Origin of the sequence: Marinobacter xiaoshiensis (assembly GCF_031631795.1) — a bacterium.
Taxonomy (GTDB): domain Bacteria; phylum Pseudomonadota; class Gammaproteobacteria; order Pseudomonadales; family Oleiphilaceae; genus Marinobacter; species Marinobacter xiaoshiensis.
The window spans coordinates 50,498-73,279 of the sequence record NZ_JAVMBO010000003.1 but is presented as its reverse complement, the minus strand read 5'-3'; the positions used below and the strand labels follow the sequence as shown (position 1 = coordinate 73,279).

At 55.0% G+C, this 22,782-nt stretch carries 22 protein-coding genes; 10 read left to right on the top strand and 12 right to left on the bottom strand.

Translation table 11 applies throughout. The features are described from left to right. Positions 1 to 87: 87 nt before the first annotated feature. Positions 88 to 741 carry a DUF4124 domain-containing protein gene (locus tag RKA07_RS00325; RefSeq protein WP_200203458.1) on the bottom strand — a complete coding sequence of 218 codons (654 nt, stop codon included), beginning with the start codon at positions 739 to 741 and terminating at the stop codon, positions 88 to 90. Between the two features lie 3 nt (positions 742 to 744). Further along, the gene (gene pyrE / locus RKA07_RS00320; protein ID WP_310965270.1) at positions 745 to 1,383 is read right to left on the bottom strand and encodes an orotate phosphoribosyltransferase; all 639 of its coding nucleotides are present in this window, start codon (positions 1,381 to 1,383) and stop codon (positions 745 to 747) included. An 81-nt stretch (positions 1,384 to 1,464) separates the two neighbouring features. Between pyrE and RKA07_RS00315 the strand changes: the two genes are divergently transcribed. Continuing rightward, on the top strand, positions 1,465 to 2,271 hold the full coding sequence (locus tag RKA07_RS00315; RefSeq protein WP_200203462.1) for an exodeoxyribonuclease III: 807 nt from the start codon (positions 1,465 to 1,467) through the stop codon (positions 2,269 to 2,271). A gap of 146 nt (positions 2,272 to 2,417) precedes the next feature. Here the strand turns inward: RKA07_RS00315 and rph are convergent, their stop codons facing one another. Then, complete coding sequence (rph, locus tag RKA07_RS00310; protein ID WP_310965269.1) at positions 2,418 to 3,134, bottom strand: ribonuclease PH; 717 nt, start codon at positions 3,132 to 3,134, stop codon at positions 2,418 to 2,420. A 170-nt stretch (positions 3,135 to 3,304) separates the two neighbouring features. Here rph and RKA07_RS00305 point away from each other — a divergent pair, with 170 nt between their 5' ends. Next, positions 3,305 to 4,171: a YicC/YloC family endoribonuclease gene (locus tag RKA07_RS00305; protein ID WP_310965268.1), complete on the top strand. Its 867-nt coding sequence runs from the start codon at positions 3,305 to 3,307 to the stop codon at positions 4,169 to 4,171. Positions 4,172 to 4,207: 36 nt separating this feature from the next. Here the strand turns inward: RKA07_RS00305 and RKA07_RS00300 are convergent, their stop codons facing one another. After that, positions 4,208 to 4,792 (bottom strand): TetR/AcrR family transcriptional regulator, encoded by a 585-nt coding sequence (locus RKA07_RS00300; RefSeq protein ID WP_310965267.1) that lies wholly within the window; start codon positions 4,790 to 4,792, stop codon positions 4,208 to 4,210. Between the two features lie 151 nt (positions 4,793 to 4,943). Between RKA07_RS00300 and RKA07_RS00295 the strand changes: the two genes are divergently transcribed. Next, on the top strand, positions 4,944 to 6,164 hold the full coding sequence (locus tag RKA07_RS00295) for an oxygenase MpaB family protein (RefSeq protein WP_200371694.1): 1,221 nt from the start codon (positions 4,944 to 4,946) through the stop codon (positions 6,162 to 6,164). A gap of 264 nt (positions 6,165 to 6,428) precedes the next feature. Next, positions 6,429 to 7,043, top strand: a complete 615-nt coding sequence (locus RKA07_RS00290; RefSeq protein ID WP_200203508.1) for a TetR/AcrR family transcriptional regulator — start codon at positions 6,429 to 6,431, stop codon at positions 7,041 to 7,043. A gap of 11 nt (positions 7,044 to 7,054) precedes the next feature. Here RKA07_RS00290 and RKA07_RS00285 read toward each other — a convergent pair whose 3' ends face one another. Genes RKA07_RS00285 through RKA07_RS00265 form a run of 5 tightly spaced genes read right to left on the bottom strand, consistent with a single transcriptional unit; the run spans position 7,055 to position 14,111 of the window. Then, positions 7,055 to 8,476, bottom strand: a complete 1,422-nt coding sequence (locus tag RKA07_RS00285) for a coniferyl aldehyde dehydrogenase (RefSeq protein WP_310965266.1) — start codon at positions 8,474 to 8,476, stop codon at positions 7,055 to 7,057. A gap of 1 nt (position 8,477) precedes the next feature. Continuing rightward, a complete protein-coding gene (locus RKA07_RS00280; protein WP_310965265.1) occupies positions 8,478 to 9,440 on the bottom strand; it encodes an alpha/beta hydrolase in 963 nt (320 codons plus the stop codon). 2 nt (positions 9,441 to 9,442) lie between these two features. Continuing rightward, positions 9,443 to 10,978 carry a class I adenylate-forming enzyme family protein gene (locus RKA07_RS00275; RefSeq protein WP_310965264.1) on the bottom strand — a complete coding sequence of 512 codons (1,536 nt, stop codon included), beginning with the start codon at positions 10,976 to 10,978 and terminating at the stop codon, positions 9,443 to 9,445. 33 nt (positions 10,979 to 11,011) lie between these two features. Next, positions 11,012 to 12,622 (bottom strand): GMC family oxidoreductase, encoded by a 1,611-nt coding sequence (locus RKA07_RS00270; RefSeq protein ID WP_310965263.1) that lies wholly within the window; start codon positions 12,620 to 12,622, stop codon positions 11,012 to 11,014. Then, positions 12,612 to 14,111: a flavin-containing monooxygenase gene (locus tag RKA07_RS00265; protein WP_310965262.1), complete on the bottom strand. Its 1,500-nt coding sequence runs from the start codon at positions 14,109 to 14,111 to the stop codon at positions 12,612 to 12,614. Before RKA07_RS00265 ends, RKA07_RS00270 begins: the two co-directional genes overlap by 11 nt. Positions 14,112 to 14,464: 353 nt before the next feature. Between RKA07_RS00265 and RKA07_RS00260 the strand changes: the two genes are divergently transcribed. Next, on the top strand, positions 14,465 to 15,238 hold the full coding sequence (locus RKA07_RS00260) for an enoyl-CoA hydratase/isomerase family protein (protein WP_310965261.1): 774 nt from the start codon (positions 14,465 to 14,467) through the stop codon (positions 15,236 to 15,238). Positions 15,239 to 15,244: 6 nt separating this feature from the next. Here the strand turns inward: RKA07_RS00260 and RKA07_RS00255 are convergent, their stop codons facing one another. Continuing rightward, positions 15,245 to 16,060 carry an RluA family pseudouridine synthase gene (locus RKA07_RS00255; protein WP_310965260.1) on the bottom strand — a complete coding sequence of 272 codons (816 nt, stop codon included), beginning with the start codon at positions 16,058 to 16,060 and terminating at the stop codon, positions 15,245 to 15,247. After that, positions 16,060 to 16,947, bottom strand: coding sequence for a universal stress protein (locus tag RKA07_RS00250; RefSeq protein ID WP_310965259.1), 888 nt, complete (start codon positions 16,945 to 16,947; stop codon positions 16,060 to 16,062). Before RKA07_RS00250 ends, RKA07_RS00255 begins: the two co-directional genes overlap by 1 nt. 178 nt (positions 16,948 to 17,125) lie before the next feature. On the opposite strand from RKA07_RS00250, the gene gmk reads away from it, so the two are divergent. The 4 genes from gmk (at position 17,126) to RKA07_RS00230 (ending at position 20,814) form a co-directional block, all read left to right on the top strand. Continuing rightward, on the top strand, positions 17,126 to 17,770 hold the full coding sequence (gene gmk / locus RKA07_RS00245; RefSeq protein WP_200203526.1) for a guanylate kinase: 645 nt from the start codon (positions 17,126 to 17,128) through the stop codon (positions 17,768 to 17,770). Positions 17,771 to 17,859: 89 nt separating this feature from the next. Beyond that, entirely contained in the window at positions 17,860 to 18,072 is a 213-nt protein-coding gene (rpoZ, locus tag RKA07_RS00240; RefSeq protein ID WP_200203528.1) for a DNA-directed RNA polymerase subunit omega, read from the top strand. 147 nt (positions 18,073 to 18,219) lie between these two features. Then, complete coding sequence (locus RKA07_RS00235; protein WP_310965258.1) at positions 18,220 to 20,361, top strand: RelA/SpoT family protein; 2,142 nt, start codon at positions 18,220 to 18,222, stop codon at positions 20,359 to 20,361. Positions 20,362 to 20,427: 66 nt separating this feature from the next. Then, complete coding sequence (locus RKA07_RS00230; protein WP_200203532.1) at positions 20,428 to 20,814, top strand: RidA family protein; 387 nt, start codon at positions 20,428 to 20,430, stop codon at positions 20,812 to 20,814. A gap of 67 nt (positions 20,815 to 20,881) precedes the next feature. Here RKA07_RS00230 and RKA07_RS00225 read toward each other — a convergent pair whose 3' ends face one another. Beyond that, positions 20,882 to 21,748, bottom strand: a complete 867-nt coding sequence (locus RKA07_RS00225) for an NAD-dependent epimerase/dehydratase family protein (RefSeq protein ID WP_200203534.1) — start codon at positions 21,746 to 21,748, stop codon at positions 20,882 to 20,884. Between the two features lie 76 nt (positions 21,749 to 21,824). Between RKA07_RS00225 and RKA07_RS00220 the strand changes: the two genes are divergently transcribed. After that, positions 21,825 to 22,781: a hydrogen peroxide-inducible genes activator gene (locus tag RKA07_RS00220; RefSeq protein ID WP_200203536.1), complete on the top strand. Its 957-nt coding sequence runs from the start codon at positions 21,825 to 21,827 to the stop codon at positions 22,779 to 22,781. The last annotated feature ends 1 nt before the right edge of the window (position 22,782 follow it).

Genomic DNA, 22,782 nt, shown 5'->3' with positions numbered 1-22,782 from the left:
GGCACATAAATAAAGGGCGCCAAACTGAGTTTTGGTGCCCTTTTTTGTTAGGTGACAGGTAGTGTTCCGGTTCTCGTTGCCTTTGGCTCACTCGTCGGCGTTATCGGGATCCAGTGACAATGTGCGGGTTTCGCCGGTAACTCGTTCAAGACGTTCGATGTCTTTTTCGTATGTCTGTTTAAGAGAGTCTATCTCCTGAGTTTGCCAGGAGATTTCCCGTTCAATGTCGCGAATCTGGGATTCAAGTCGGCGGATTTTTTCGAGGGTTGCATCTGGTATCTTCTGCCCAGTGCGCTCCATATCCGCTGCACGGCTCTGCTCGTTGTCCAGTTGGCTGGAGATGACTGAGATGTTGCCTCGTTTGAGCTGGATCAGCCCTCGCAGTTCATCAAGTTTACGGTGCATGGCCTTGATGGCCTGATCCGGATGGCTGAAGCGTTTTAACAAGAGAGCATCTTTTTCACGCTGAATGGAGAGTTCTTTCTGACGCTGCTTTTCCGCCTCGCGTGCGGCGATTTCATCTTCTGTTGGCGCAGGTGGAATAGTTTCGATTACGCGCCCGTTTGAGTTCAGGATGTCGTAGCCGCGCTGTGTGGCTGGCTGCGGGATGGTGTTGCTGATGACAAGTTGGCCGTCTTCGTCCGTGAAACGGTACATGCTTGCCGCTGCTTTGACTGGAATGATCAGCGAAAACAGAAGGGCAGAAGCAGTAACTGAAAATACGGTGCGGCTTTTGTGCATCAATCAGACTCCATAGCGTTCCCGGTAGCTGGCAACCTTTTCAGCATGGCCAGAAAACTCCGGGTTAGTCTTAAGATAGTCTAAAACTTGTTCCAGGCGGATGATACTGACCACCGGAATGCCAAATTCGCTTTCTACTTCCTGTATTGCAGAAAGCTCGCCGTTGCCTCGCTCCTGCCTGTCCAGGGCAATCAATACGCCGGCAGGCTCGGCGCCTGAGGCGCGAATGAGGTCGATGGACTCGCGAATGGCTGTGCCGGCGGTAATGACATCATCTACGATTAGCACTTTGCCCTGCAACCGGGCACCAACAATATTGCCGCCTTCACCGTGATCTTTCTTTTCTTTACGGTTAAAGGCAAAGGGTTTGCTGTTACCTTCCTGGGCCAGCGCCATGGCGGTTACCGTGGCCAACGGAATGCCCTTATAGGCAGGCCCGAATATGATGTCATAATCAACGCCGCTGCGGGCGATTGCAGCTGCATAGGCTTGGCTTAGGTTTAGTAGGTCGTCGCCAGTGTTGAATAGCCCTGCGTTAAAAAAATAAGGGCTGGTGCGACCGGATTTGAGAGTAAAGTCACCAAAACGAAGTACATTGCGGCGAATGGCGAATTCAATAAAATTTTGCTGATAGTCGTGCATGGCAAGGCTTCTGGCGGGTGTGAATCTTTTAATAGCGCGTAAAAACGGTATCATACACACAAACCGAATCAGGGAACACGTATGCGGGTAGTATCAATCAGCGTCAACGGTCTTGCCCAGGCTGTTGAAAAAGGTTTTTTTGACTGGCTGGCCGAGCAGGATGCAGACGTTGTGTGTGTTCAGGATCACCGTATGCGCGCCTATGAGATTGAGGATTTCAACCTCATTCCTGAAGGGTATGAAGCTTACTTCATCGATGGCGAAAAAAATGAGGACGGTGGCGTTGGGATATACACGCGGCACTTCCCCAAGGCCATAATGTACGGTTTCGCCAACGAGCAGGCGGATCGTGAAGGGCGCTTTATTCAGGCAGATTTCGATAAGGTTTCTGTAGCCTCTGTTCTGGCACCCTGTGCGCTGGGTCGTGAGGAAGAGCTGATTAGCGAGGACGATCTGACGGTTCTCGACCATAAAGATGATTTTATGGATGCGTTTGGGCTGCACATGCAGAAAACCCTGCGTAAGCGTCGGCAGTTTATTTTCGGTGCAAACCTGCAAACAGCACACCATGTGACGGACGCCAGTCCCCTTTACCACAGGGTGGATTTTTCAGGGTTCTTGCCGCACGAGCGTGCCTGGCTGGATCGTTTGTTTGATGAGATGGGTTGCGTGGATGCGTTCCGTGACATCAACAAGCAGAGCAACCAGTTTACCTGGTGGCCAGAGCAAACTGAGGGTTCGCGGAAGAATGCAGGTATTCGGGTGGATTATCAGTTGATGACACCGGGTATTCGCAAGACCATTCAGGATGGCTGGATTGACAGCACGACCCGTTTTTCGGATCACGCTCCGGTGATTATGGATTACGATATAGAGATCGGCATCTAACTATATCTGGGGAAGCGCCTGTACAACGGCACCTCCCCAGACACGCTGCAAGTACGTCCATGTACGCTTGTTTCCGGCCATCCTTGGCCTCCAACAGTCTGGGGAGGTGCCGCTGTACAGGCGCCCAGACTTGAGGGTTGCCTTCCTTAGCCTTCCAGCGCTTCTTTCTGCAGTACAAACAACTTATCAATACCCTGCTTGGCCAATGCCAGCATGCTGTTCAGTTCTTCCTGAACAAACGGTGCGGCTTCTGCAGTTCCCTGAATTTCGATGAAGCCGCCCTGGTCGGTCATGATCACGTTCAGGTCTGTATCGGCTTCGGAGTCTTCCGGGTAGTCCAGATCAACCACTGGTTCTCCTTTGTAAATACCAACGGACACAGCGGCAATCATTTGCTTCAGCGGTGACTTCTTCAGTCGCTTGGTTTCAACCAGGTGGTTCAAGGCATCAACCAATGCCACACAGCCACCGGTGATGGCTGCTGTGCGGGTGCCGCCATCGGCCTGGATGACGTCGCAGTCGATGGTGATGGTGTGCTCACCCAAGGCTTTCATGTCGACGGCAGCGCGCAGGGAGCGGCCAATTAAACGTTGGATTTCGACGGTGCGGCCGCCTTGTTTGCCACGGGCTGCTTCACGGCCCATTCGGCTGCCGGTTGAGCGGGGAAGCATGCCGTATTCGGCGGTGATCCAGCCTTTGCCTTCTCCGCGCAGGAAGGGCGGTACTTTATTTTCTACAGAAGCAGTGCAGATGACCTTGGTGTCCCCGAATTCAACCAGTACGGAACCCTCGGCATGGCGGGTGTATTTCCGGGTTAGGCGAATTTCTCTGGGCTGCTCGGGAGTTCTGCCGCTTGGACGCATAGTGTTTCCTGATTTCTGAGGTAAGTGTCCGGGGTCGTCGTGCCCCGGGCGGGTTCGAATTTGGTAGCCGGCAAGTATATCACGTTGGATCTGGGTGCCGGGGCGGCGGCTGGCTGATAGACTCATGCTTAACGAAATTTTTTAAGACCAATGACCAAGCCGGAGCTGCCATGATAAGAAGTATGACTGCATTTGCCCGGAAGGATGTTCAGGATGGGCACGGAACCCTGACCTGCGAGATTCGTACCGTTAATCACCGCTACCTGGAACCCTCGTTTCGGGTGCCCGAGGCCCTGCGTGAGCTGGAGAACCCGTTTCGGGAAGAACTGAGGAAACAGTTGAAACGGGGCAAGGTGGATGTGTCGATCCGCTTGCAATCCGCTGAAGCGAGCGCACCCGGGTTTGAAATTAATGAAGACATAGCAAAGGCGGTCAATGAGGCTGCAAATCATATTAACCGTATGCTGGACAATCCTGCCCACATCAATGCACTAGATATTCTGCGCTGGCCCGGCGTGCTGTCTGTTCCGGAGCAAGACTATAGCCCAGTCAGGGAGGCTGCGTTAAAGCTCTTTAAAGATACAGTCGAAGAGCTTTCCGTTGTTCGTGCACGTGAAGGAGAGCGCTTGCGTCCTTTGTTTGAAGACCGCCTCACACACATGAGCGCCCTGGTTGCGACGGTTCGCGAAGGTATGCCGGGGTTACTCAAGGCGCAGGAAGAGCAGTTGCGTGAGCGTTTTCAGAAGGCGAAGGTGGAGCTGGATCCGGAGCGTGTTGCTCAGGAAATGGTCATGCTGGCGCAGAAGAGTGATGTAGCAGAAGAACTGGACCGGCTGGATGCGCACATCAGCGAGGTTACAGACACCCTCAAGCGTGATGAGGCCATTGGACGTCGGCTTGATTTCCTGATGCAGGAGCTGAACCGGGAAGCTAATACTCTGAGCAGCAAGAGTATTGATGCCTGCGTAACCCGCGCAGCGGTGGATTTGAAAGTGTTGATAGAGCAGGTGCGTGAGCAGGTGCAGAATATAGAGTGATGTCCACCCGGGGGCGGCTTTGCGGAGCTTCCCCCTTTATTGCTGTCCTGCCGCTACACGGTGAATCAATTCCTCTGCCGTGGGCGCAAGCGCCATCAGTGAGCCATTATCTTTTTCAGTGAGCTCATAGAGAATAAGCTCGTTTATTCCCGCCACCAGCGCCATGCTCATTAGCAGGCTCAGCGATTGCAGCGTGCTGTCGTGGGCACGTTGCTGCTCAACTTGTTTCTGCAGGAACACGGCGAATTGCTCTGCTACCTTGCGCCGCATTTGAACCCCTGACTCCCCCAGTGCCGCGAGATCTATATAAAGAGCCCGCATCAAATGGGGCTTGGACTCTATAAAAAACAGGTAGGCCTGAGTGATATCCCTTACCAGTACGGACCAGACTTTTGTGGTCGAGCTGGCCTCGAGAACCGCCACCATCATGCCCTTGCTTGTGTGATCGGCTAGTGCAAGCAGGCAATCGTCTTTGTTCTGGAAGTGTTCATAGAACGTGCGTCGTGATACCCGGGCAGCGGCGGCGATATCTGCCAGAGTAATCTCTCGATAACGTTTTTTTTCAAGGGCTTGCGCAAGGCCATCAAGTAGCCGGATACGGTAACTGGTTTCAGCCTTCATTATATTTTGTCCAGCTCAGGAGCTTCGCCGCTTCGGGGTATTATGCGAAGTAAGATTAATTTTGGTACTTGATAGTACCAAAATACATTGAGGGCTGGTAGTCTGGTACTGGGGCGTACCAAAAACAATTGATAACAGGGGAAGCTGATTTATGGATCTTCAAAAAGTGCCATCACGGCACGGCACGGACAGAGCCGAAGCTGAGAGAATTGCCAAGCCGCTGCTTTGGTTGATCCATGATCGCAAGGCTGCGGTCCCCGATGAGCAACAATGGCAGCGCATGGGGGAGGCCCTGATGGTTGGCGATCCGGTTGCAGACGATCTGGCAAAGTACGTTCGGGGCGAGGGCGGCGGTAAGGCTTTTGCTCAGTTCAAGAAAATCGTGGACTCGGGAGATTTCGATCAGAAGGGTCTGGCTCCGCAGTTGCGTGCATTCTTTGATGCGGTCAAACAGCCCCCCGAGTGGGTGGATTGGGATCGGCTGGAAAGAGGCGCTCGGGCCTCCTCTATTTCCGGACAAACGGGCATGCGTGTATTGCGCGATCTGGGGTTGATGGCGGGTTATCAGGCCCGGGGTATCAACCAGACGTTGATCATGACTGGCGCACTGGAGAAGGGCGTATCGCGTCGGGTTGCGGAGACTGCCAAATGGTGGCTGGACTGCTCGACTCCGGGGGGGATGAAGCCTGGCGCTGAAGGCTTCAAGACAACTTTACGGGTTCGCTTGATTCACGCCATGGTTCGTGAGCAACTTCTGGAAAATCCCGAGTGGGATACGTCCATGTGGGGGCTTCCGGTTAACCAGCTTGACATGCAAGCAACCTATCTGGCGTTTTCCGTATCCTTCCTCTTTGGTCAGAAACTGATGGGCACTCTTATCAGTCGCCAGGATGCAGAAGATGTCATGCATTTATGGCGTTACATCGGTTGGCTCATGGGAGTTGATGAATGGCTGCTGTGTAAGTCCGAGCAGGAAGGCAGAATCGCCCTTTACCAGAATGTTATTAGCCAGGCTACGGGGGACGAGAACAGTCGCAAGCTTGGTCGCTCACTGATGGACGAGCCGCTTGGCAGACGTTACCCGAGCTTTGGCAAGCTCCGGGGCCACTGGGAGCGACAGGTTCATTTGAGCATGACAAGGCTGTTTGTTGGTGGAAAAGGAATGGACGCACTCGGTTTGCCGAGAACGGCTATGCCTTGGTATCCGGCTGTGTTTGCGCCGTTGAACGCCGTATGGACAACCGGCCACAGACTGTTGCCAGGTGGCCGTGAGCGCCTGATTCGGAACGGCATTAAAGCACAGCGAACCCAGCTGCACACGCTGTTTGGAAGAGATGTGCCAGAGATCACCAGCGGTGTTCAGTTTGGGTGATCGCTGTCTCAGGTAGCCTGTGCTTGCTATCACCGGGTTCGGCTGTCAGGCCGATCCCGGCGCTAGATTCCCGTCAGCTCTTTGCGTTGCGCCGCGCCGGTTGGCGGCGCGGCGTCAAGTCGTTGAGAAAGCTTGCAGTAATCCTGCCAAATGCCTGATAATCACAGGCCAGTCCATCCCTTCGTACATCATTATCACGGTTGCCTTGCTGGTCTCCGAACGATCTGATCAGGAGGCAGAATTCACTTTCATGGCTAATGTTCAATGACCGGCGTACAGCGACATATTCTCGATACTGCCCTCCGGCATTTTGCCGATACAGGTGAGCAGAGCATATCGGTCAGCGATTTGTCGCGAACAGCTAAAATCGCCCGTGGAACCATCTACAATAATTTTGATGATGTAACCAATCTGTTCCCCATGGTGACCGAGCAAGTCTGTAGCAGGTTTGAGGACGAGGCCCGAGAGTTAATAAGCACTGTTGATAAGCCAAGAGTTGCTTTGAGTGTGCTCCTTGGGCTCTTCCTGAGATACGCCCATGAGCTGCCAGAGCATGGGCGTTTTCTTATCCGGTTTGCGCCTTATATTGGGCGGCTCAGGGACATCTGGAGCAATCTGCCCTACGAGGTTTTGCGCCGAGCTGTCGAGGAAGGGCAGTTGCCGCTAGCGAAAGACCAGGCAGTTTACTATCTGCAATTGCTTGCTGGGTCCACATACGGGTTCATGACACTGGTCGTTGAGGGGCAAAAAAGCTGGAGAGAGTCGACTGAGGCGTTAAGCTTGATGGTATTGGCTGCGTGCGGAGTGCCCCAGCAGGATGCCAAGAATGATGCCCGTGAGGCGCTTGAGATCTTGACGGCCTCCTCAGAGGCCGTCTGAAAGCAGTGAGATCACACGATCTTCCGCAGTACCTTTCCTACGAACTTGTTAAAACCACCGGCTGGCGGATTAAAGGCGAATGCGCCGTTAAGCTTGGGCTGTATCAGTACCGATTTGAGATGGCTCAGCTGATCAAATCCGGCTTTGCCGTGATAGGACCCCATCCCACTTTCACCAACACCGCCAAACGGCATGGTGTCTGCAACCACATGGAATGCCGTTTCGTTGACGCAGGCCCCGCCAGACAAAGTGCCATTGAGCCAGAAGTCCCGTTCTTGGCGGCCGTCTGAAAATACATACAGAGCGAGTGGCGACGGGCGAGAGTTTACGAAGTCCCGGGCTTCCTCGGGAGAGTCATAGGTGATCAGCGGCAGCACTGGGCCGAAGATTTCCTCACGCATTATTCGGCTGTCTTTGGGCGGGTTCAGCACCAGCGTTGGGGTCATTTTGCCCTTCGCATGCTCAGTGTTTTTGGGTAAAAGCTCCCGCACTTCAGCACCGGCTGCTTTGGCATCAGCCACCAGATCGCGCAGGCGGTTAAGGTGGTTGTCATTAACGATCCCGGTGTAGTCCGGGCTTTGCGGGCCCTCCGGAAAAAAGCTGTGCACCGCAGTTTCCATTGCCGTCGCAAAGGCTTCCAGCTGATTCCGTGGCAACAATACATAATCCGGAGCAACACAGATCTGCCCGGCATTGGCCACTTTCCCGAACGCAATTCTGCGTGCTGAATAGTCGAGGCTGGCGTGTTCACCAATGATAGCCGGAGATTTTCCGCCAAGCTCTAGCGTAACGGGTGTCAGATTTCGCGCAGCCGCCATTGCCACTTCCCGTCCTACCCGGGTAGAGCCGGTGAAAAACAGGTGATCAAATGGCAAGTTGGAAAATTCCTGAGATAGTTCAACGCCGCCGATGCACACCGAGACTTCAGTTGGATCAAACGTGTTGGCGATCATTTTTGCCATTACTTCGGACGTTTTTGGCGTCAATTCCGATGGCTTCAGCATCACGCGATTGCCCGCTGCCAAGGCCGCAGCAATGGGGGCAACGGCCAGATAAACAGGGAAGTTCCAGGGCGATATAACGCCCACCACGCCTTTGGCCTGAGGGATGATGCGACCGCGTGCAGGTTTCAGGTGCAGCGGTACGCCGACTTTTCGCGGTTTCATCCAGCGTTTTACGGAGCGGCGATTGCGCCGAATGTCGCCGAGCGGAATAGTAATGTCAAAAATGCCCGAATCGGACTCCGAACGGTGCCGGAAGTCCGTGTTCATGGCGGCCACCAACTCCGGTTCAAACTTGAGCAGTGCTGTTTCAAGCCGGAACAGACGCTCCCTGCGTAACTCAGCAGAAGGCATTGGGTCGGTTAGGTGCGCGGCACGAGCTGCCGAGAATATGGCCGATAAATAATCGGATTGGGGAGGGTTTGAAGTCATATCAGCGCTCCTCAGCGAGATGAAGCTGGAAAGCTTCGGGCCAGAATGCACGCCGCAGGAAGGCGGCCATTTGGTTGTTGGCGTAGCTGGCTTCGGGCGTCAGGTGCATACGAACTGGCCAGATATGACCCGCCCCGGCCTGCCGCAATACCTCTACCTGACCGCCGGCAGCTGAGAGAATGTTGGCCATGCGTTCAGTGTCATCACGCAGGAGTTCGTCTTCGCCGGTGAGCAGCATGGTGGGTGGGGGCGGGCGGTCCCATTCTGCAAACAGTGGTGACACCGCAGGGTTATCAAGCGACTGGCCGCCGGCATAAAGTTGTGCTGTTCGCCGCAGCCAGCTCTCCGGCACCATGGCTTCGCTGCGCTTGTTGGTGCGTACAGACTCTCCTGAAAGCGACAGGTCAAACCAGGGTGAGACCGCCATCATAGCGGCTGGGTCGGGCAGCCCGGCGGCGCGAATACGGGCCAGCAGGGCAAATGCGAGCGCGCCCCCGGCGCTGTCCCCGGCAATGGCGATATCGGAAGGCTGGTAGCCTTCGGCAAGCAGCCCACGATAAACCGCTTCGGCATCGTCGGGGGCTGCTGGGAATGGGTGTTCCGGGGCGAGCCGGTAGTCCGCCAGGAGCGCACGGGCACTGCTGGCTGCGGCAACTGTGGCCGCCCAAGCACCGTGGGAGCCTACGCCACCTACGGTAAAGGCACCGCCGTGAAGCCATAGCACTACTTTTTTGGAGCCAGGTGTGACGGTGGGGGTGCCAAGGTCGCACCAGTGCCCCGGAACCCCGCCTACTTCGCCTTTTTGCAAGCGAACATCCATAGGGCGCGGGTAGCACATCCAGGCGTGCAGCCCCGCTACACGGCGTAATAGCGGTTGCGAGTGAACCGCGCCAATCAGGGGCTTTTCGAACAGGTGCTGGAACAGTGTCCAGAACCGTTGACGCTTTGAAATACCCTTCGCCATGATCAATCTCCGGTGAGCTGGGCGCGGAGCTCGTGCTTTAGCACCTTGTTCATGGGTGAGAGTGGCAGCTCCTTCACCAGCGACAGGCTTCGAGGGTGCTTGTAGCCGGCAATCCGGTCTTTCAGATAGCCGTTAACCTCTTCCAGTGTGGGTGTGTGGGTTTCTTTAGGGACGATAACGGCATGAACTCTTTCACCCCATTTCTCGTCCGGCAACCCGACCACGGCCACCATGGCAACACCGGGCAGTGTTGATATGGCGCTTTCAACCTCAGAGGAATAGACGTTTTCGCCACCGGTAATAATCATGTCTTTTAACCGGTCGCGCACATAGAGAACGCCCATGTCATCAAGCATGCCGAGATCGCCCGTTCGGTAGCCGCCATTACGCAGTGCGGCGTCGGTCTCAGAAGGGCGGTTGCGGTATCCGGACATCACGGTCGGCCCATAAACCACGATTTCACCAACCTGGCCCCGGGGCAGGGCGGCACCATTATCATCCTCGATACGGATCTGTACGCCGGGCGCTCCCGGTTGGCCCGCACCGTCGATACGCTCAAGCTCGCCGCTGTGGAATTGGGGCCCCAGAAATATGGTTATCCCGGCTTCCGTCATGCCATAGGCCTGGGTGTAGGTGACGCCAGGGAAGGTACCTTTGAGGCCTGCCAGAAGCCCGGCGGAAATTGGCGAAGAGCCATACATCAACCGCTCCAGGCCGGCGAAGTTTTTGCAGCTGAACTCCGGGTCTGTAATCAGCATTTGCATCATGGTGGGTGCCAGGCCCAGCTCTTGTACGCCGTGGTCACGCACTGCGGAAGCGACCAGATCCGGTCTGAACAAGGGCATCAGCAGTTGGGTTGAGCTTTGGATCAGGCGGGTCAGCGTGGGCTGGATTCCGGCGACGTGGAAGAACGGGAAGCAGGAGCTGTAGGTCTTTCCAGTGGTAGGGAAACCGGCGACAGCCATGACCATGGCACCGGCGACCAGGCTGGCATGGGAGTGAACCACACCCTTGGAACGCCCGGTGGTGCCTCCGGTATACAAAATAATGGCGGGGGTTGCCGGGTCTCGCTCACTGTTCAGCTCAACAGGCTCGGCGCGCAAATCATTTACCGACTGCATCCCCGCAGGCGTATCGCCCTGACCTATGTGCACAAAGATCAAATCCGGCCTGTTTTTAGCGAGTTCGGTCGCCAAGGGCAAGAAGGGGTCATCCAGGGCGACCACCGCTACATCTGCATCATCCAGCGCAAACGCAATTTCTGCCGCAGCCCATCGTAAATTGAGAGGGACTGGAATCAGCTTCGCCAAGGGTGCGGCCAGGATTATTTGCAGCGTTTCGATGCTGTTAAGTCCCAGTACGGCCACGCCCTTGCCGGGCTTTAGCCCAAGCTTGGTTAGCCCGCCGGCGATTTGCCGAAGGTCGCGAACAAAATCCGGGCTGGTTAGCGCTCGCCCGGACAGGTCACTGAAAGCTGCTCGCCCGCTATCGGTTTTTTCGGCGAAATGGTAAAGCTCATCTAACGTCTGGAAGGTCATTGTTATTTTCTCTAACCAGTGAGGAAGGCTGAATCAGTCGCGGAAGAATTCCGCTGCTGCCTTCTCTGCAATCATGATTGTCGGTGCGTTTGTGTTGCCGCTGATTAGCGTTGGCATCACAGAAGCGTCTATCACGCGAAGACCTTCAACGCCTCGTACCAGCAAAGATGTATCGACAACCGAATCCTGATCGCTGCCCATGCGGCAGGTTCCAATGGGGTGGTAAACGGTGTCGCAATGGTTGCGGATCATTTCCAGCAGATCTTCGTCGCTGTCAGTGGAGCGCGCGGTGAAAGTCCGCGTAATTCGGCTCGCGACCGGCTCAGACTCCATTATCTGCAAGGTGCGTCGAACCGCTTTTAAAAGTAGCTGTGCATCTCGCTCGTCGCCCAGGAAGTCGGGATCGATTAGCGGTGCTGCCATCGGGTCAGAGGAGGCGAGAGCAACATGGCCTCGGCTTTCAGGCCGAAGAATGCAAGCATGGCAAGAGATTCCATAGCCAGGTTTGATCTGCCGGCCGTGATCCTCAACTCGCGCGATAACAAAGTGCAGCTGAACGTTGGGCCAGTCATCATGAACTCCATCCACTGAGAAAAATGCACCACCTTCTGTGAAATTGGTGGACAGCAAGCCTTTACCGCTGGAAAACCACTCTCGCATCCCACCCAGTAAACGGAAGGTGCCTGAGACACCGACACCAAACACATCGGTGGTGTTAACCCCGTAGGACAAGACCACATCGGGATGGTCTTGAAGGTTCTGACCTACCGCTGGCAAATCATGAATTACGGGGATTCCGTGCTGCTGTAGATGTGCCGCAGGGCCGATACCGGACAGCATCAATAGCTGAGGCGACTGAAATGCACCCGCAGACAGAATGACTTCGTTGGCGGCTTCGATGGTCAGCGTTTTACCGCCTTGGCGATATTCAACACCAGTGGCCTTGTTCCCGGAGAACAAAACGCGGGTAGCGTGTGCACCGGTAATCACTTTCAGGTTGGGGCGGGTGTCCATCACAGGGTGGAGATAGGCCGCCGCCGCAGAGCATCGTTGCCCCCTGCGACTGTCGTGGAACTGGGTTACCTGGTAATAACCGATTCCAGCCTGGGTTTCGCCATTAAAGTCGTCTGTAAGAGGCAATTGGCAGGCTTGGCCGGCAGCAATCCAGTCTTTGGTAATAGAGCGGGGGCTAGAGGGGTCGGCCACATGCAAGGGTCCTGCAGCTCCGTGCAGTTTGCTTCCACCGCGCTCATTGCTCTCGGATTTGCGGAAGTAGGGCAGTACGCCCTTCCAGTCCCAGCCTTCAGCACCGAGCTCAGCCCAGCGATCATAATCCCGGGGATTGCCACGTGTGTATACCATGGCATTAATTGCTGAGGAGCCGCCCAATGTGCGCCCACGTGGCTGATAGCCGCAGCGGCCATTGAGCCCTCGCTGAGGCACGGTCGTAAATGCCCAATTATTCATCTTTACGGGTTTGCCTGGCATCATCGCTACTGTCAGCGCGGGCATGCGAACAAGCAAGCTTTTACCGTCGCCACCGGCTTCAAGCAGGCATACTCGTTTTTCCGGGTCCTCGCTTAAACGAGCTGCGAGCACAGAGCCAGCCGAGCCCCCTCCAACAATCACATAGTCAAACTGCATGGAGAACCTCCTGCTGGCAAGGTTTGACGCATGCCATGGTCAGCTCGCGCCGGTCGATCTCGGCCATGGAGGCAATAAATTCTTTCCAGGTGTAGGGGAACACGACAGGCACACCGGCCGCATCCAGATACCAGCTCTGGCAGCCACTCGTCCAGACAGACTCGCCAAGCCCTGCCTTTATATACTCAACGAAGGCCGATACAGCTTCCGGGGTGGGTTCAATCTCGTCTGCATCGCCGTCGCGCCAGATATCCATCAGCCGCAACACGTAGTCCAGCTGTTCCTCCGCCATGCCAATCACCGAGTTGTTGCCGATGGGCGTGCCAGGGCCGAGCATCAGGAAGTAGTTGGGGAAGTGTTCCATGAGTACAGCGTGGTAGCTGGGGTAGGTGCCGTCTTTCCATGCATCGTCGATGGTATGACCAGAGCGTCCTACCAGGCTGCCCGGGCGCATATAGGCGAAGTTGTCGAATCCTGTTGCCAGCACGATAACGTCGAGGGGGACCAGCTCTCCTGTGACCAGGCGCACGCCATCCGCCTCAATACCTTTGATGCCGTCGGTAATCAGGTGGGCATTGTCTTTCTGTATCGCAGGGTAGAACGTGAAGTTGACCACCATGCGTTTACAACCAACGCCGTAATCCGGCGTGAGCTTCTCGCGTAGATCGCGTTTGCGAACACCCAGGCGAAGATAGGCTTTGCTGGACAGGTTCAGAAGCGTTCGCTGTACCGGCTCCCCTGTCGTTGCTTTTACGAAGAACTGCTCAATAAATGTCTTGTACAGTGACTTCCAGGGCTTCATCCGCTCGGGCTTTTCCTTCCAGCGGTTGCGCATCCATTCCGGGAAGCTCAGGTTTGGAAAGGGGAACACCCATTGCGGCGTTCTCTGGAATACAAAGGTTTCGTGCCCGGCCTTAACCAGCTCGGGTACCACTTGGTGGGAGGTAGAGCCTGTTCCAATCACGCCCACACGTTTGCCTTTCAGATCCACATCGTGTCGCCACTCGGCGGTGTGCCACATCTCGCCGTTGAAGCTGTTCAGCCCGGGAATGTCAGGGCGCTTGGGTTTGTGAAGAATACCCGTTGCTGCAATCACAAAATCTGCGGTGAAGACATCGCCCTTGTCGGTCTTCACCGTCCAGGTTGCTGTGGTCTCATCGTAAACGGTGGAAACGACAGTCGTTCCAAAGCGAATCATCGGGAGTAGGTTGTATTTTTTCGCAACGTGTTCCAGATACTCCTGAATTTCTCCGCCTTGTGCGCACTGGCTTGACCAAGGCCAGGGCTCGAATGAGTAGCAGTAATGAGGCGAGGGGATATCGCAGGCTACGCCGGGGTATGTATTCTCACGCCATGTGCCGCCAACCCGGTCTGCTTTTTCAATAATGATGACGTCGCTGATTCCTGCTTCTGGCAGTTTGATACCTGCAAGAATGCCGGTGGCGCCTGCCCCGATTACCAGCACTGAAGGCTGCCTTTTGTTATTCATAATATCTCCTTCTAGCTGGCCGGCATCCGGCCCTTTGCACTCCGCTGCCATCGCGAACATTTTTCTGGAATGGTTTTTAGTGAACACCCATGATCAAAAATATTCACAGGCGGTTAACAGCTAATCATAAAAGTAGAGCATAGACAAACTTTTTGGACCGTGTTGACTTGTTTTGAACGTTAGTGTTCAATTTGGCCTAATGTGCAGGATAACGCGGCTCCTGATGGAAGGTTTCGCAGATGAATATTTGTGCTCAGAGGTGCAGTCTGGGTATACCGGAAATAGTAGTCGTGATTTTGGCGAAGGCCGGCGCGAAAACATAAGAAACGATTTAACAGAGAAGGAGCAATGAGATGAGTGATACGCCAGTTCTTTTGTCGCGCGATGGGCAAGTTGCGACGATTACACTCAACCGGCCAGAACACTACAACGCTTTGAATGCGCCGATGCGCAAGGCTCTGACCTCGACCCTGGCTGAAGTGGAAGCAGACCCAACCATTCGGGTTTGCATTATTGGTGCAGCCGGTAAGGGATTTTCTGCAGGGCAGGATTTGCAGGATTTTGACTACAAGCAAATATCGGATCTGTTGCTCGACGAATACGAGCCATTGCTGAAAACCATTCATCACGGGAATAAGCTGTATATCGCGCGGGTTCATGGCCAGGCGGCCGGCATTGGGGCCGCGCTGGCTCTGACATGCGATCTGGTGATGATGGCAGAAGATGCCAGTGTATATCTCGCGTTTGCTGCCATTGCGCTTGTGCCCGATGGTGGGCTCACCTGGCACCTGCTGAATGCCATGGGGCGTCAACGTGCACTGGCGGCAATCATCGAAGGAAAGCGGCTTGATGCGGCGACTTGCCTCACCCACGGTCTGGCCAACAAAGCTGTACCTGCTGAGAGCCTGGAGCAAGAAGCGTTTGATTGGGCTAGCTCTCTGGCTGGTGCTGCACCACTCGCTGTCGCCGGAACCAAGCGCTTGCTGCGCGAAGTGGCTAGCTGTGACTGGCGTTCGGCGGTAGCGGTTGAGGCCGAAGAGCAGAATGTCACCACCAAGTCGAAGGACTTTATGCGCGGCGTTCAGGCATTTGTTGCTCGTCGTACCCCGGAGTTTGAAGGTAACTGAGTGGGCTCATTCGGCCAGGTTGGCGAGCTCTTTCGGTAGTTCCAGTGTTAACCGCTGACGGCTAAGGGGGCAGTCAAGCTCCAGGCCGGCGGCGAGTAGTTGCAGGGGAACTTGCGCGGGTTTGCCATATAGACGGTCGCCAATAATCGGATGCCCAATGCCTTGTAAATGCTTGCGGATCTGGTGTTTGCGACCCGTCTCGATGATGACCCGCAGAAGGCTTGTTTCGGCGGTGTCATCGGTGCTTAGCGTAGACACATGGCTGATGGCGGCTTTGCCATCAATCGGTGTGTCGATCAGCTGGTCTTGCGTGTTGATAACGCCGGCCACTCTGGCCAGGTAGCGCTTGGTCATGGTGCGCCCGGAGAAGCACTGGGAGAGCGCGCCTGCAGCTTTCGAATCGTGGGCAATCAGCATTAGACCGGCAGCATCGCCATCCAGCCGGTGAATCAGGAAGCAAGGTCGCTTCAGTTCAATCTCAGCCCAGCGCAAGAGGCTGCAATGGTCTCCCCATTGTGAGCCTTGAGCTAACAACCCGTGGGGTTTGAACCAGACGCTGTAACGGCTTTTATCTTCGATCAGAATTGCCGCTTCCGGTTTGCGGTTCAGAACATTCTCATCGTAATAAAGCTGCAACTGAGTGCCGGCTTGCAGCTCTTTGGTTGCGCGCCTCAGCCGCACTTTCTTGCCTTTCAGAGTCCACCAGCAGGCGCCTTTGTTCATGGCGTCTTTTATGCGTTGGCGAGGAAGCCCGGAGGCTTCACTCAGGGCTTCGCTGGCTGTTTCGGGCTGCTTTACTGTAACGTCGAATTTTCTGCGCATTACTGGCCAGAGTCCCCAGGCTTGATCGCGAGCAGGTCGGTTCTCAGGTGAGTAAGCACCTTCTCTGCGGTGTTGCCAATCACGCGAGCCTTCAGGCCGGTTTTACCGCTGGTGCCAATGACCACCATATCGGCTTTCAACTTGCTGGCAACGCTGGGAATGACCTTGTGGGCCGGGCCAACCGCCAAGTGAACCTGGTCCCGGCTGAGGTGCCAGGTGTTGCATAGATGCGTTATGGTCGGCTCCAGCGCTGCTCTGCGCCGCTGCTCATGCTCAGCCACATTGATGATCTCCAGATCTGCCAGCACCTCCGAAATATGCAGGGCATGAACCAGGTGAACCTCGGACCCAAAGGCCTTTGCCAGTGCACGGGCCTGCTCAATGATTTTGGTGTTGAGGGCTTTTTTGACCGGCTTGGTGGAACTCAGGTCTACCGCGGCCAGAATCGGGTGGGCATGGTTCCATTTCTGTTCTGCAACCAGCATGACCGGCACTGGGCATTCTCGGATCAGGTGCCAGTCGGTGGGCGTATACCGCCAAGTTTCTGTGCGACTGCCAGTTTTGATCACGGCCTTAAAGCGGTTGGGATGGCAGTGCTCGATTATCCACTGATGTATGTTTTTCTCCCACACTGTGTGGGTGGTGACTTGCAGGTCAGTGCAATCGGAGAGAGCCAGCATCTGGTCCAGCCAGCGCTGACGAAGTTCAATCAGTGCATCCCGGGCACGTTGCTGCACAGTAGGGTCTGAAGGCAATGCGCCCAGATGTTCATGGGTGAACGCCACGATTTCCAGATGGGCGCCTGTGGCGCGAGCCAGTTCGATTCCCCGGGCCAGAGCTTTCTGGTGCTTGTGGGCCGGGTCCATGACAATCAGAAGTTTATCCATGCTGCCTTCCGTCGTTTGCTGAACTTGAGAGTGGTACGTTGTCGTTTAGCTGCTATATCTTTGATATTACCAGTTGTGGCGGCATCCGGGATGCGGTGTTTGGTCAAAGGTCGTATAATTATTTGCTTTGCGGGCCTCCAGCAGTGGCGGCCAGATCCAGTCCAGGAGTTGTCCAGTCATGAGCCAGGCCGGTGAAACGGGTACGTTGTTTGTTATTTCTGCGCCATCGGGTGCTGGTAAAACCAGTCTTGTAGCAGAAATGCTGCACGCGGATCAAAAGCTGGGTGTGTCCGTATCCCATACGACGCGCCCCATGCGTGAAGGCGAGAAGGACGGCATTAACTACCATTTTGTCGGCCGTTCCGAGTTTGAAACCATGATTGGCCAAGGCGATTTTCTGGAACACGCTGACGTATTCGGTAATTATTACGGCACGTCTCAGGTGTGGGTTAGAGAGATGCTGGCCATCGGGCGAGACGTGATTCTGGAGATCGACTGGCAGGGTGCGTCTCAGGTACGCCGGCTTATTCCTGAGTGCGTCAGTATTTTTATCGTGCCGCCTTCGGCTGAAGCCCTTCGGGATCGCCTTGTGGGCAGAGGAACCGACGCGCCAGATGTTGTGGCCCGACGGTTGACTGAGGCCAGAGAAGAGTGTCGCCATGTAGGCGAGTTTGACTACATTGTTGTCAATGATGAGTTCAAGGAAGCGTTGGCGGATTTGTTGGCAATCGTGCGCAGCCAGCGCTTACAGGTGGGCACTCAGCAGTCACGGCATAAACAACTGCTCGCGGAACTCTGCGGAGAAAGCAGCAGCCCGGCCTGATAGGGACTTTTGCTGTATACAATTTGTGCCGTTGGCAGTAAACTACGCGGTCTGCAAAATCAGTCATTTTTATTATTGTCGGGGATGTTATGGCACGAGTTACTGTTGAAGATTGTCTCGAACACGTTGATAACCGCTTCCAGTTGGTCATGCTGGCCACCAAGCGTTCCCGTCAGCTGGCTACCAAAGGTGCTGAGCCAATGGTTCCGGAAGAAAACGATAAGCCTACGGTTATCGCCCTGCGCGAAATTGCCGCAGGTTTGGTCAGCCGTGATCTGCTGAACGAAATTGAAGAAGATTAAGAATGCATTGAATTCTGCCTCCGCAGTTTTATAGTGTATCTATAGATCGTTGCTGGAAGGATAGAGAAAAGACCCGAATGCATGCATTCGGGTCTTTTTGTTTGTGCTCCTGGTAGGCGTTTGAAATTGGAGTATTACGGAGGCGCGGTGTCACTTGAGGCTACGGTAGAAGGTCTGGCGGTTGAGCTCAGTACCTATCTGGATACCAATCGCATTAACCAGGTGCGAAGGGCCTACTATTATGCCGAGCAGGCTCACGAGGGCCAGATGCGTAAAAGTGGTGATCGCTACATCACTCATCCCCTCGCCGTTGCTCACATACTTGCAGACCTTAAGCTGGACCATCAGAGCCTGATGGCGGCCATGCTCCACGATGTTATTGAAGATACCGGTATTCCCAAGGATGCCCTTGCCGAGCAATTTGGCGAGGATGTTGCTGAGTTGGTGGATGGTGTCAGTAAGCTGACCCAAATAGAATTCCGTTCCCGCGCAGAAGCTCAGGCTGAGAACTTCCAGAAAATGACTCTGGCCATGGCCAGGGATATCCGGGTGATTCTGGTGAAGCTGGCGGATCGCTTGCACAACATGCGTACGCTGGGGCCAATGCCCTACGAAAAGCGCAAGCGTATAGCGACAGAAACCCTCGATATATACGCACCCATCGCCAACCGCCTAGGTATGCATGCCATATCCACTGAGCTGGAAGACCTCGGCTTCGCAGCTCTGCATCCCATGCGCTCCCGTTATATCTCCAAAGCCGTGGCCAAAGCGCGCGGCAGCCACCGTGAGATTATTGAAGAAATACGAGGTCGGCTGCAGGAAAAGCTGGAAGAGCGTGGCTTGCCGGGCCGGATAATGGGGCGTGAAAAACACCTGAACAGCATCTACAACAAGATGAAACTCAAGCAGAAGTCGTTTTACGAGATTATGGACGTATACGCCTTCCGCATCATTACCGATACCGAAGATGACTGCTACCGAATTCTGGGAGCCGTTCACAGCCTCTACAAACCTATGCCGGGCCGTTTCAAAGACTACATTGCCATGCCCAAGGCCAATGGTTATCAGTCATTGCATACCACTCTCTTCGGCATGCATGTGAATATCGAAATCCAGATCCGCACTGAGGAAATGGAGCACATTGCCAACGACGGTATTGCCGCTCACTGGATGTACAAAAACGAGCCGACCAGCGTAACCAGCGTTAACCAGACGCGAGTGGATCGCTGGGTTAAAGGCCTGATGGAGATGCGTGAGCGTGCCGATGACTCTTTGGAGTTTATTGAGCACGTAAAGGTGGATCTCTTCCCGGATGAAATCTATGTGTTTACTCCAAGGGGTAAGATCATGGAGCTGCCCAGAGGGGCTACCCCGGTAGATTTTGCCTATGCCATCCATACCGACATCGGCAATGCCACGGTCGCTTGCCGCATCAACCGTAACTTGGGGTCTCTGAGTAAACCGTTACAAAGCGGTCAAACCGTAGAGGTGATCACCGCGCCCGGGGCACGTCCGAACCCTGCCTGGCTCAGTTTCGTTGTCACGGGTAAGGCGCGCAGCAGTATTCGTCACACCCTGAAAGGGCAAAAGCTGGCGGAATCCATGGAGCTGGGGCGGGTGCTGCTTAAAAAATCCCTCAACGGCTTTGGTAAGCGCTTGTCTGATATCGACGATGCGCAAAAGCAGGCTGTTGTTAACCACAATCAGGTCAACAGTTTTGATGAACTGATCAGCGATATTGGTCTTGGTAATCGAATGGCCTATCTGGTTGCGCGCCAGCTTGCGTTTGGTGCCGAAAGCGCAGAGCCCAGTGAGGAGGTCAAGGATATTCAGGGTGGCAGCGATGTACCGGTAACCATTCAGGGAACCGAAGGCATGCTGGTCCACTTTGCCGACTGCTGCAAGCCGATTCCCGGAGACCCCGTAGTTGGCGTGATGGGCTCAGGCAGCGGCATGGTTATTCACTCTGACACCTGTTCCCGCCTGCCGGAAGACAACGAGGGGCGGTCCCGCCTGACCCATCTCACCTGGGCCAAGGACATCACCGATGAGTTTTCTGTAGAACTGCGGGTTGAGCTGGAGCGTCAGCACGGAGTGATCGCCGAGGTGGCTAACGCAGTGGCCATGGCAGATGGCAATATAGAGCGAATAAACGTAGACGAGCAGAATGCCCGCTTTAGCGTCGTCAGCCTTGTAGTAAAAGTGCACGGCCGAAAACATCTGGCTCGCGTAATGCGACGGGTTCGCAATATCAAAGCCGTTACCTCGATCAACCGGGTAAAATACTGACTGGTTGACAGCTCACGTATGGAACGGCGACGATTGGTGTTTTAGACGATAAGGAAAGCAAACGGCATGACCAACAAATCCATCATTCAGACTGAAAACGCACCTAAAGCAATTGGTCCTTATTCTCAGGCCGTAAAGGCTGGTGACACTGTCTATATTTCTGGTCAGATTCCGCTGGACCCTGAAACCATGGAAGTAGTCGGGGGCGATTTTTCAGCCAAGACCCGTCAGGTATTCGATAACCTGAAAGCCGTATGCAAGGCTGCTGGCGGTGAGCTGAAAGACATAGTTAAAGTGAACATCTACGTGACCGACCTGGCAAACTTTGCCACGGTTAACGAGATCATGGCGACCTATTTCCCCGAGCCTTATCCCGCACGTGCGGCGGTTGAAGTTTCCGCACTGCCCAAGGGTGTTCCTGTAGAGGTGGAAGCGGTAATGGTGCTGAGCTGATTCAGCGCGCACAACCAAGATAGTCAGAACAAAGGCGATCCTCGGGTCGCCTTTGTTCGTTTTGGACCTAAGCGTTATCGATCATATCGCGATACCCGGCACGAAAGTCAGGGTAGCGAAATGTAAAGCCGGTTTGCAGTAGCCGCTGATTGTTGCAACGCTTGCTGCCGGCCCGGCCGCCTTTCCTGGCGTCAGCAACGGGCTCGGCGCAAGGTACCTGCTGACGAACCCAGTCGACCACTTCATCCAGCCGAACCGGCTCGCAATCGCTGGCCACATAGCAGGTATCCAAAGACTTACCGGAAAGCGCCAGCTGGTTAAGAAAGACCACTGCCGCTGCCGCGTCATCTTCATGAATGCGATTGCTGAACGGTGCCGGTTTTGTCGGGTTCATGCGGCCCTCAATCACCTCCTCCAGAAAACGACCTCTTGATGGTCCGTAGATTCCGCTAAAGCGAATAACCGTAGCGGGATGACCACTATTCAGTGCCGTCTGTTCTCCGGCCAGAATTTGCTGGCCTGTGACGCGGGAGGGTGAGGCCGGGCTGGTTTCATCAACCAGGCTGTCATCATTCTGGGCGTAAACGCTGGTGCTGCTGATAAAAAACAGGCGCTTCAGAGGCTGGTTGCCAATGGCTTCCAGCAGGTTTTTAAGGCCGTTAACGTAGGCATCGCGATAGCCTTGCTCGTCATAACTGGATGGTGTCAGGCAGTAGATCACCGTTTCGAGGTTGTCTGGCAGCTTGCCGGTTAAGGTTTCCGGGCGGGTCAGATCGGCGCCTATACCTGTTACGCCTTCGGGCACCTTGGCCGGGTTGCGGCGTAATCCGTAAACGTGCGCCGACTCAGTCAGCATGCTGGCGATGGCGCCCCCGAGCTTGCCACAACCGGCTATGAGAATTCCTGGCATACTATTGCGATCAGCGATTGCCATAGACAATATCAATCCTTATCCTCTAGCTCATAAATTAGTGAAACTTCGACCCGTATCCTTTTGACCGGAGATCACCATGACTCTTACCGAGTTACGATACGTCGTTACGCTTGCTCGCGAAAGGCATTTTGGCCGCGCAGCCGAGCGTTGCCACGTTAGCCAGCCGACACTCAGCGTTGCGGTCAAAAAACTGGAAGAGGAGTTGGGAATCCCCCTGTTTGAGCGAAGCAAAAGCAGTATTCGCGTAACGGAAACTGGTCAGCGTATTGTTGAGCAGGCCCAGCGGGTTCTGGATCAGGTGGGTGTTATCCGCGACATGGCTCAGGATGGTAAAAACCAGTTGAGCTCGCCGCTCAAGGTGGGTGCCATATACACCATCGGGCCTTATCTGTTTCCGCACCTCTTGCCCGAGTTGCGCCGCGCAGCACCGGAGATGCCGCTCTATATAGAAGAAAACTATACCGCTAACCTGCGCAAGAAGCTGCGCCAATCCGAACTGGATGCCATCATCATAGCGCTACCGTTTGAAGAGGCGGAAGTGCTGACATTGCCACTTTACGATGAGCCTTTTGTCGTGCTTCTGCCAGCAGATCACCGCCTTGCGGCCAAGAAGGAGATCACAGGTGATGAACTGGCTGATGAACAGTTACTCCTGCTTGGCCCTGGTCATTGTTTTCGGGATCAGGTGCTGGAAGCTTGCCCACCTCTGGTGGAGGCAGTCACTCGCCGCGCAGATGCCGGTACTCCATCACTGGTAACCGAAGGCAGTTCTCTGGAAACCATACGTCACATGGTTGCTTCGGGCTTGGGGATTACCGTACTGCCGCTTTCCGCTGCGACGGGTATGCGGTACCAGAAAGATGTGCTTGTCACCCGGCCTTTTGCTCCACCTGTACCTTCCCGCACCGTGGCCCTGGCCTGGCGGGTAACCTTCCCCCGGCCCAAAGCCATTGATGTTCTCTCGCTTGCAGCCGGCCAATGCCGGGTGATTGAAAAGGCGACAGAGGACACTCCGGTTGTTGCGACAGACTGAG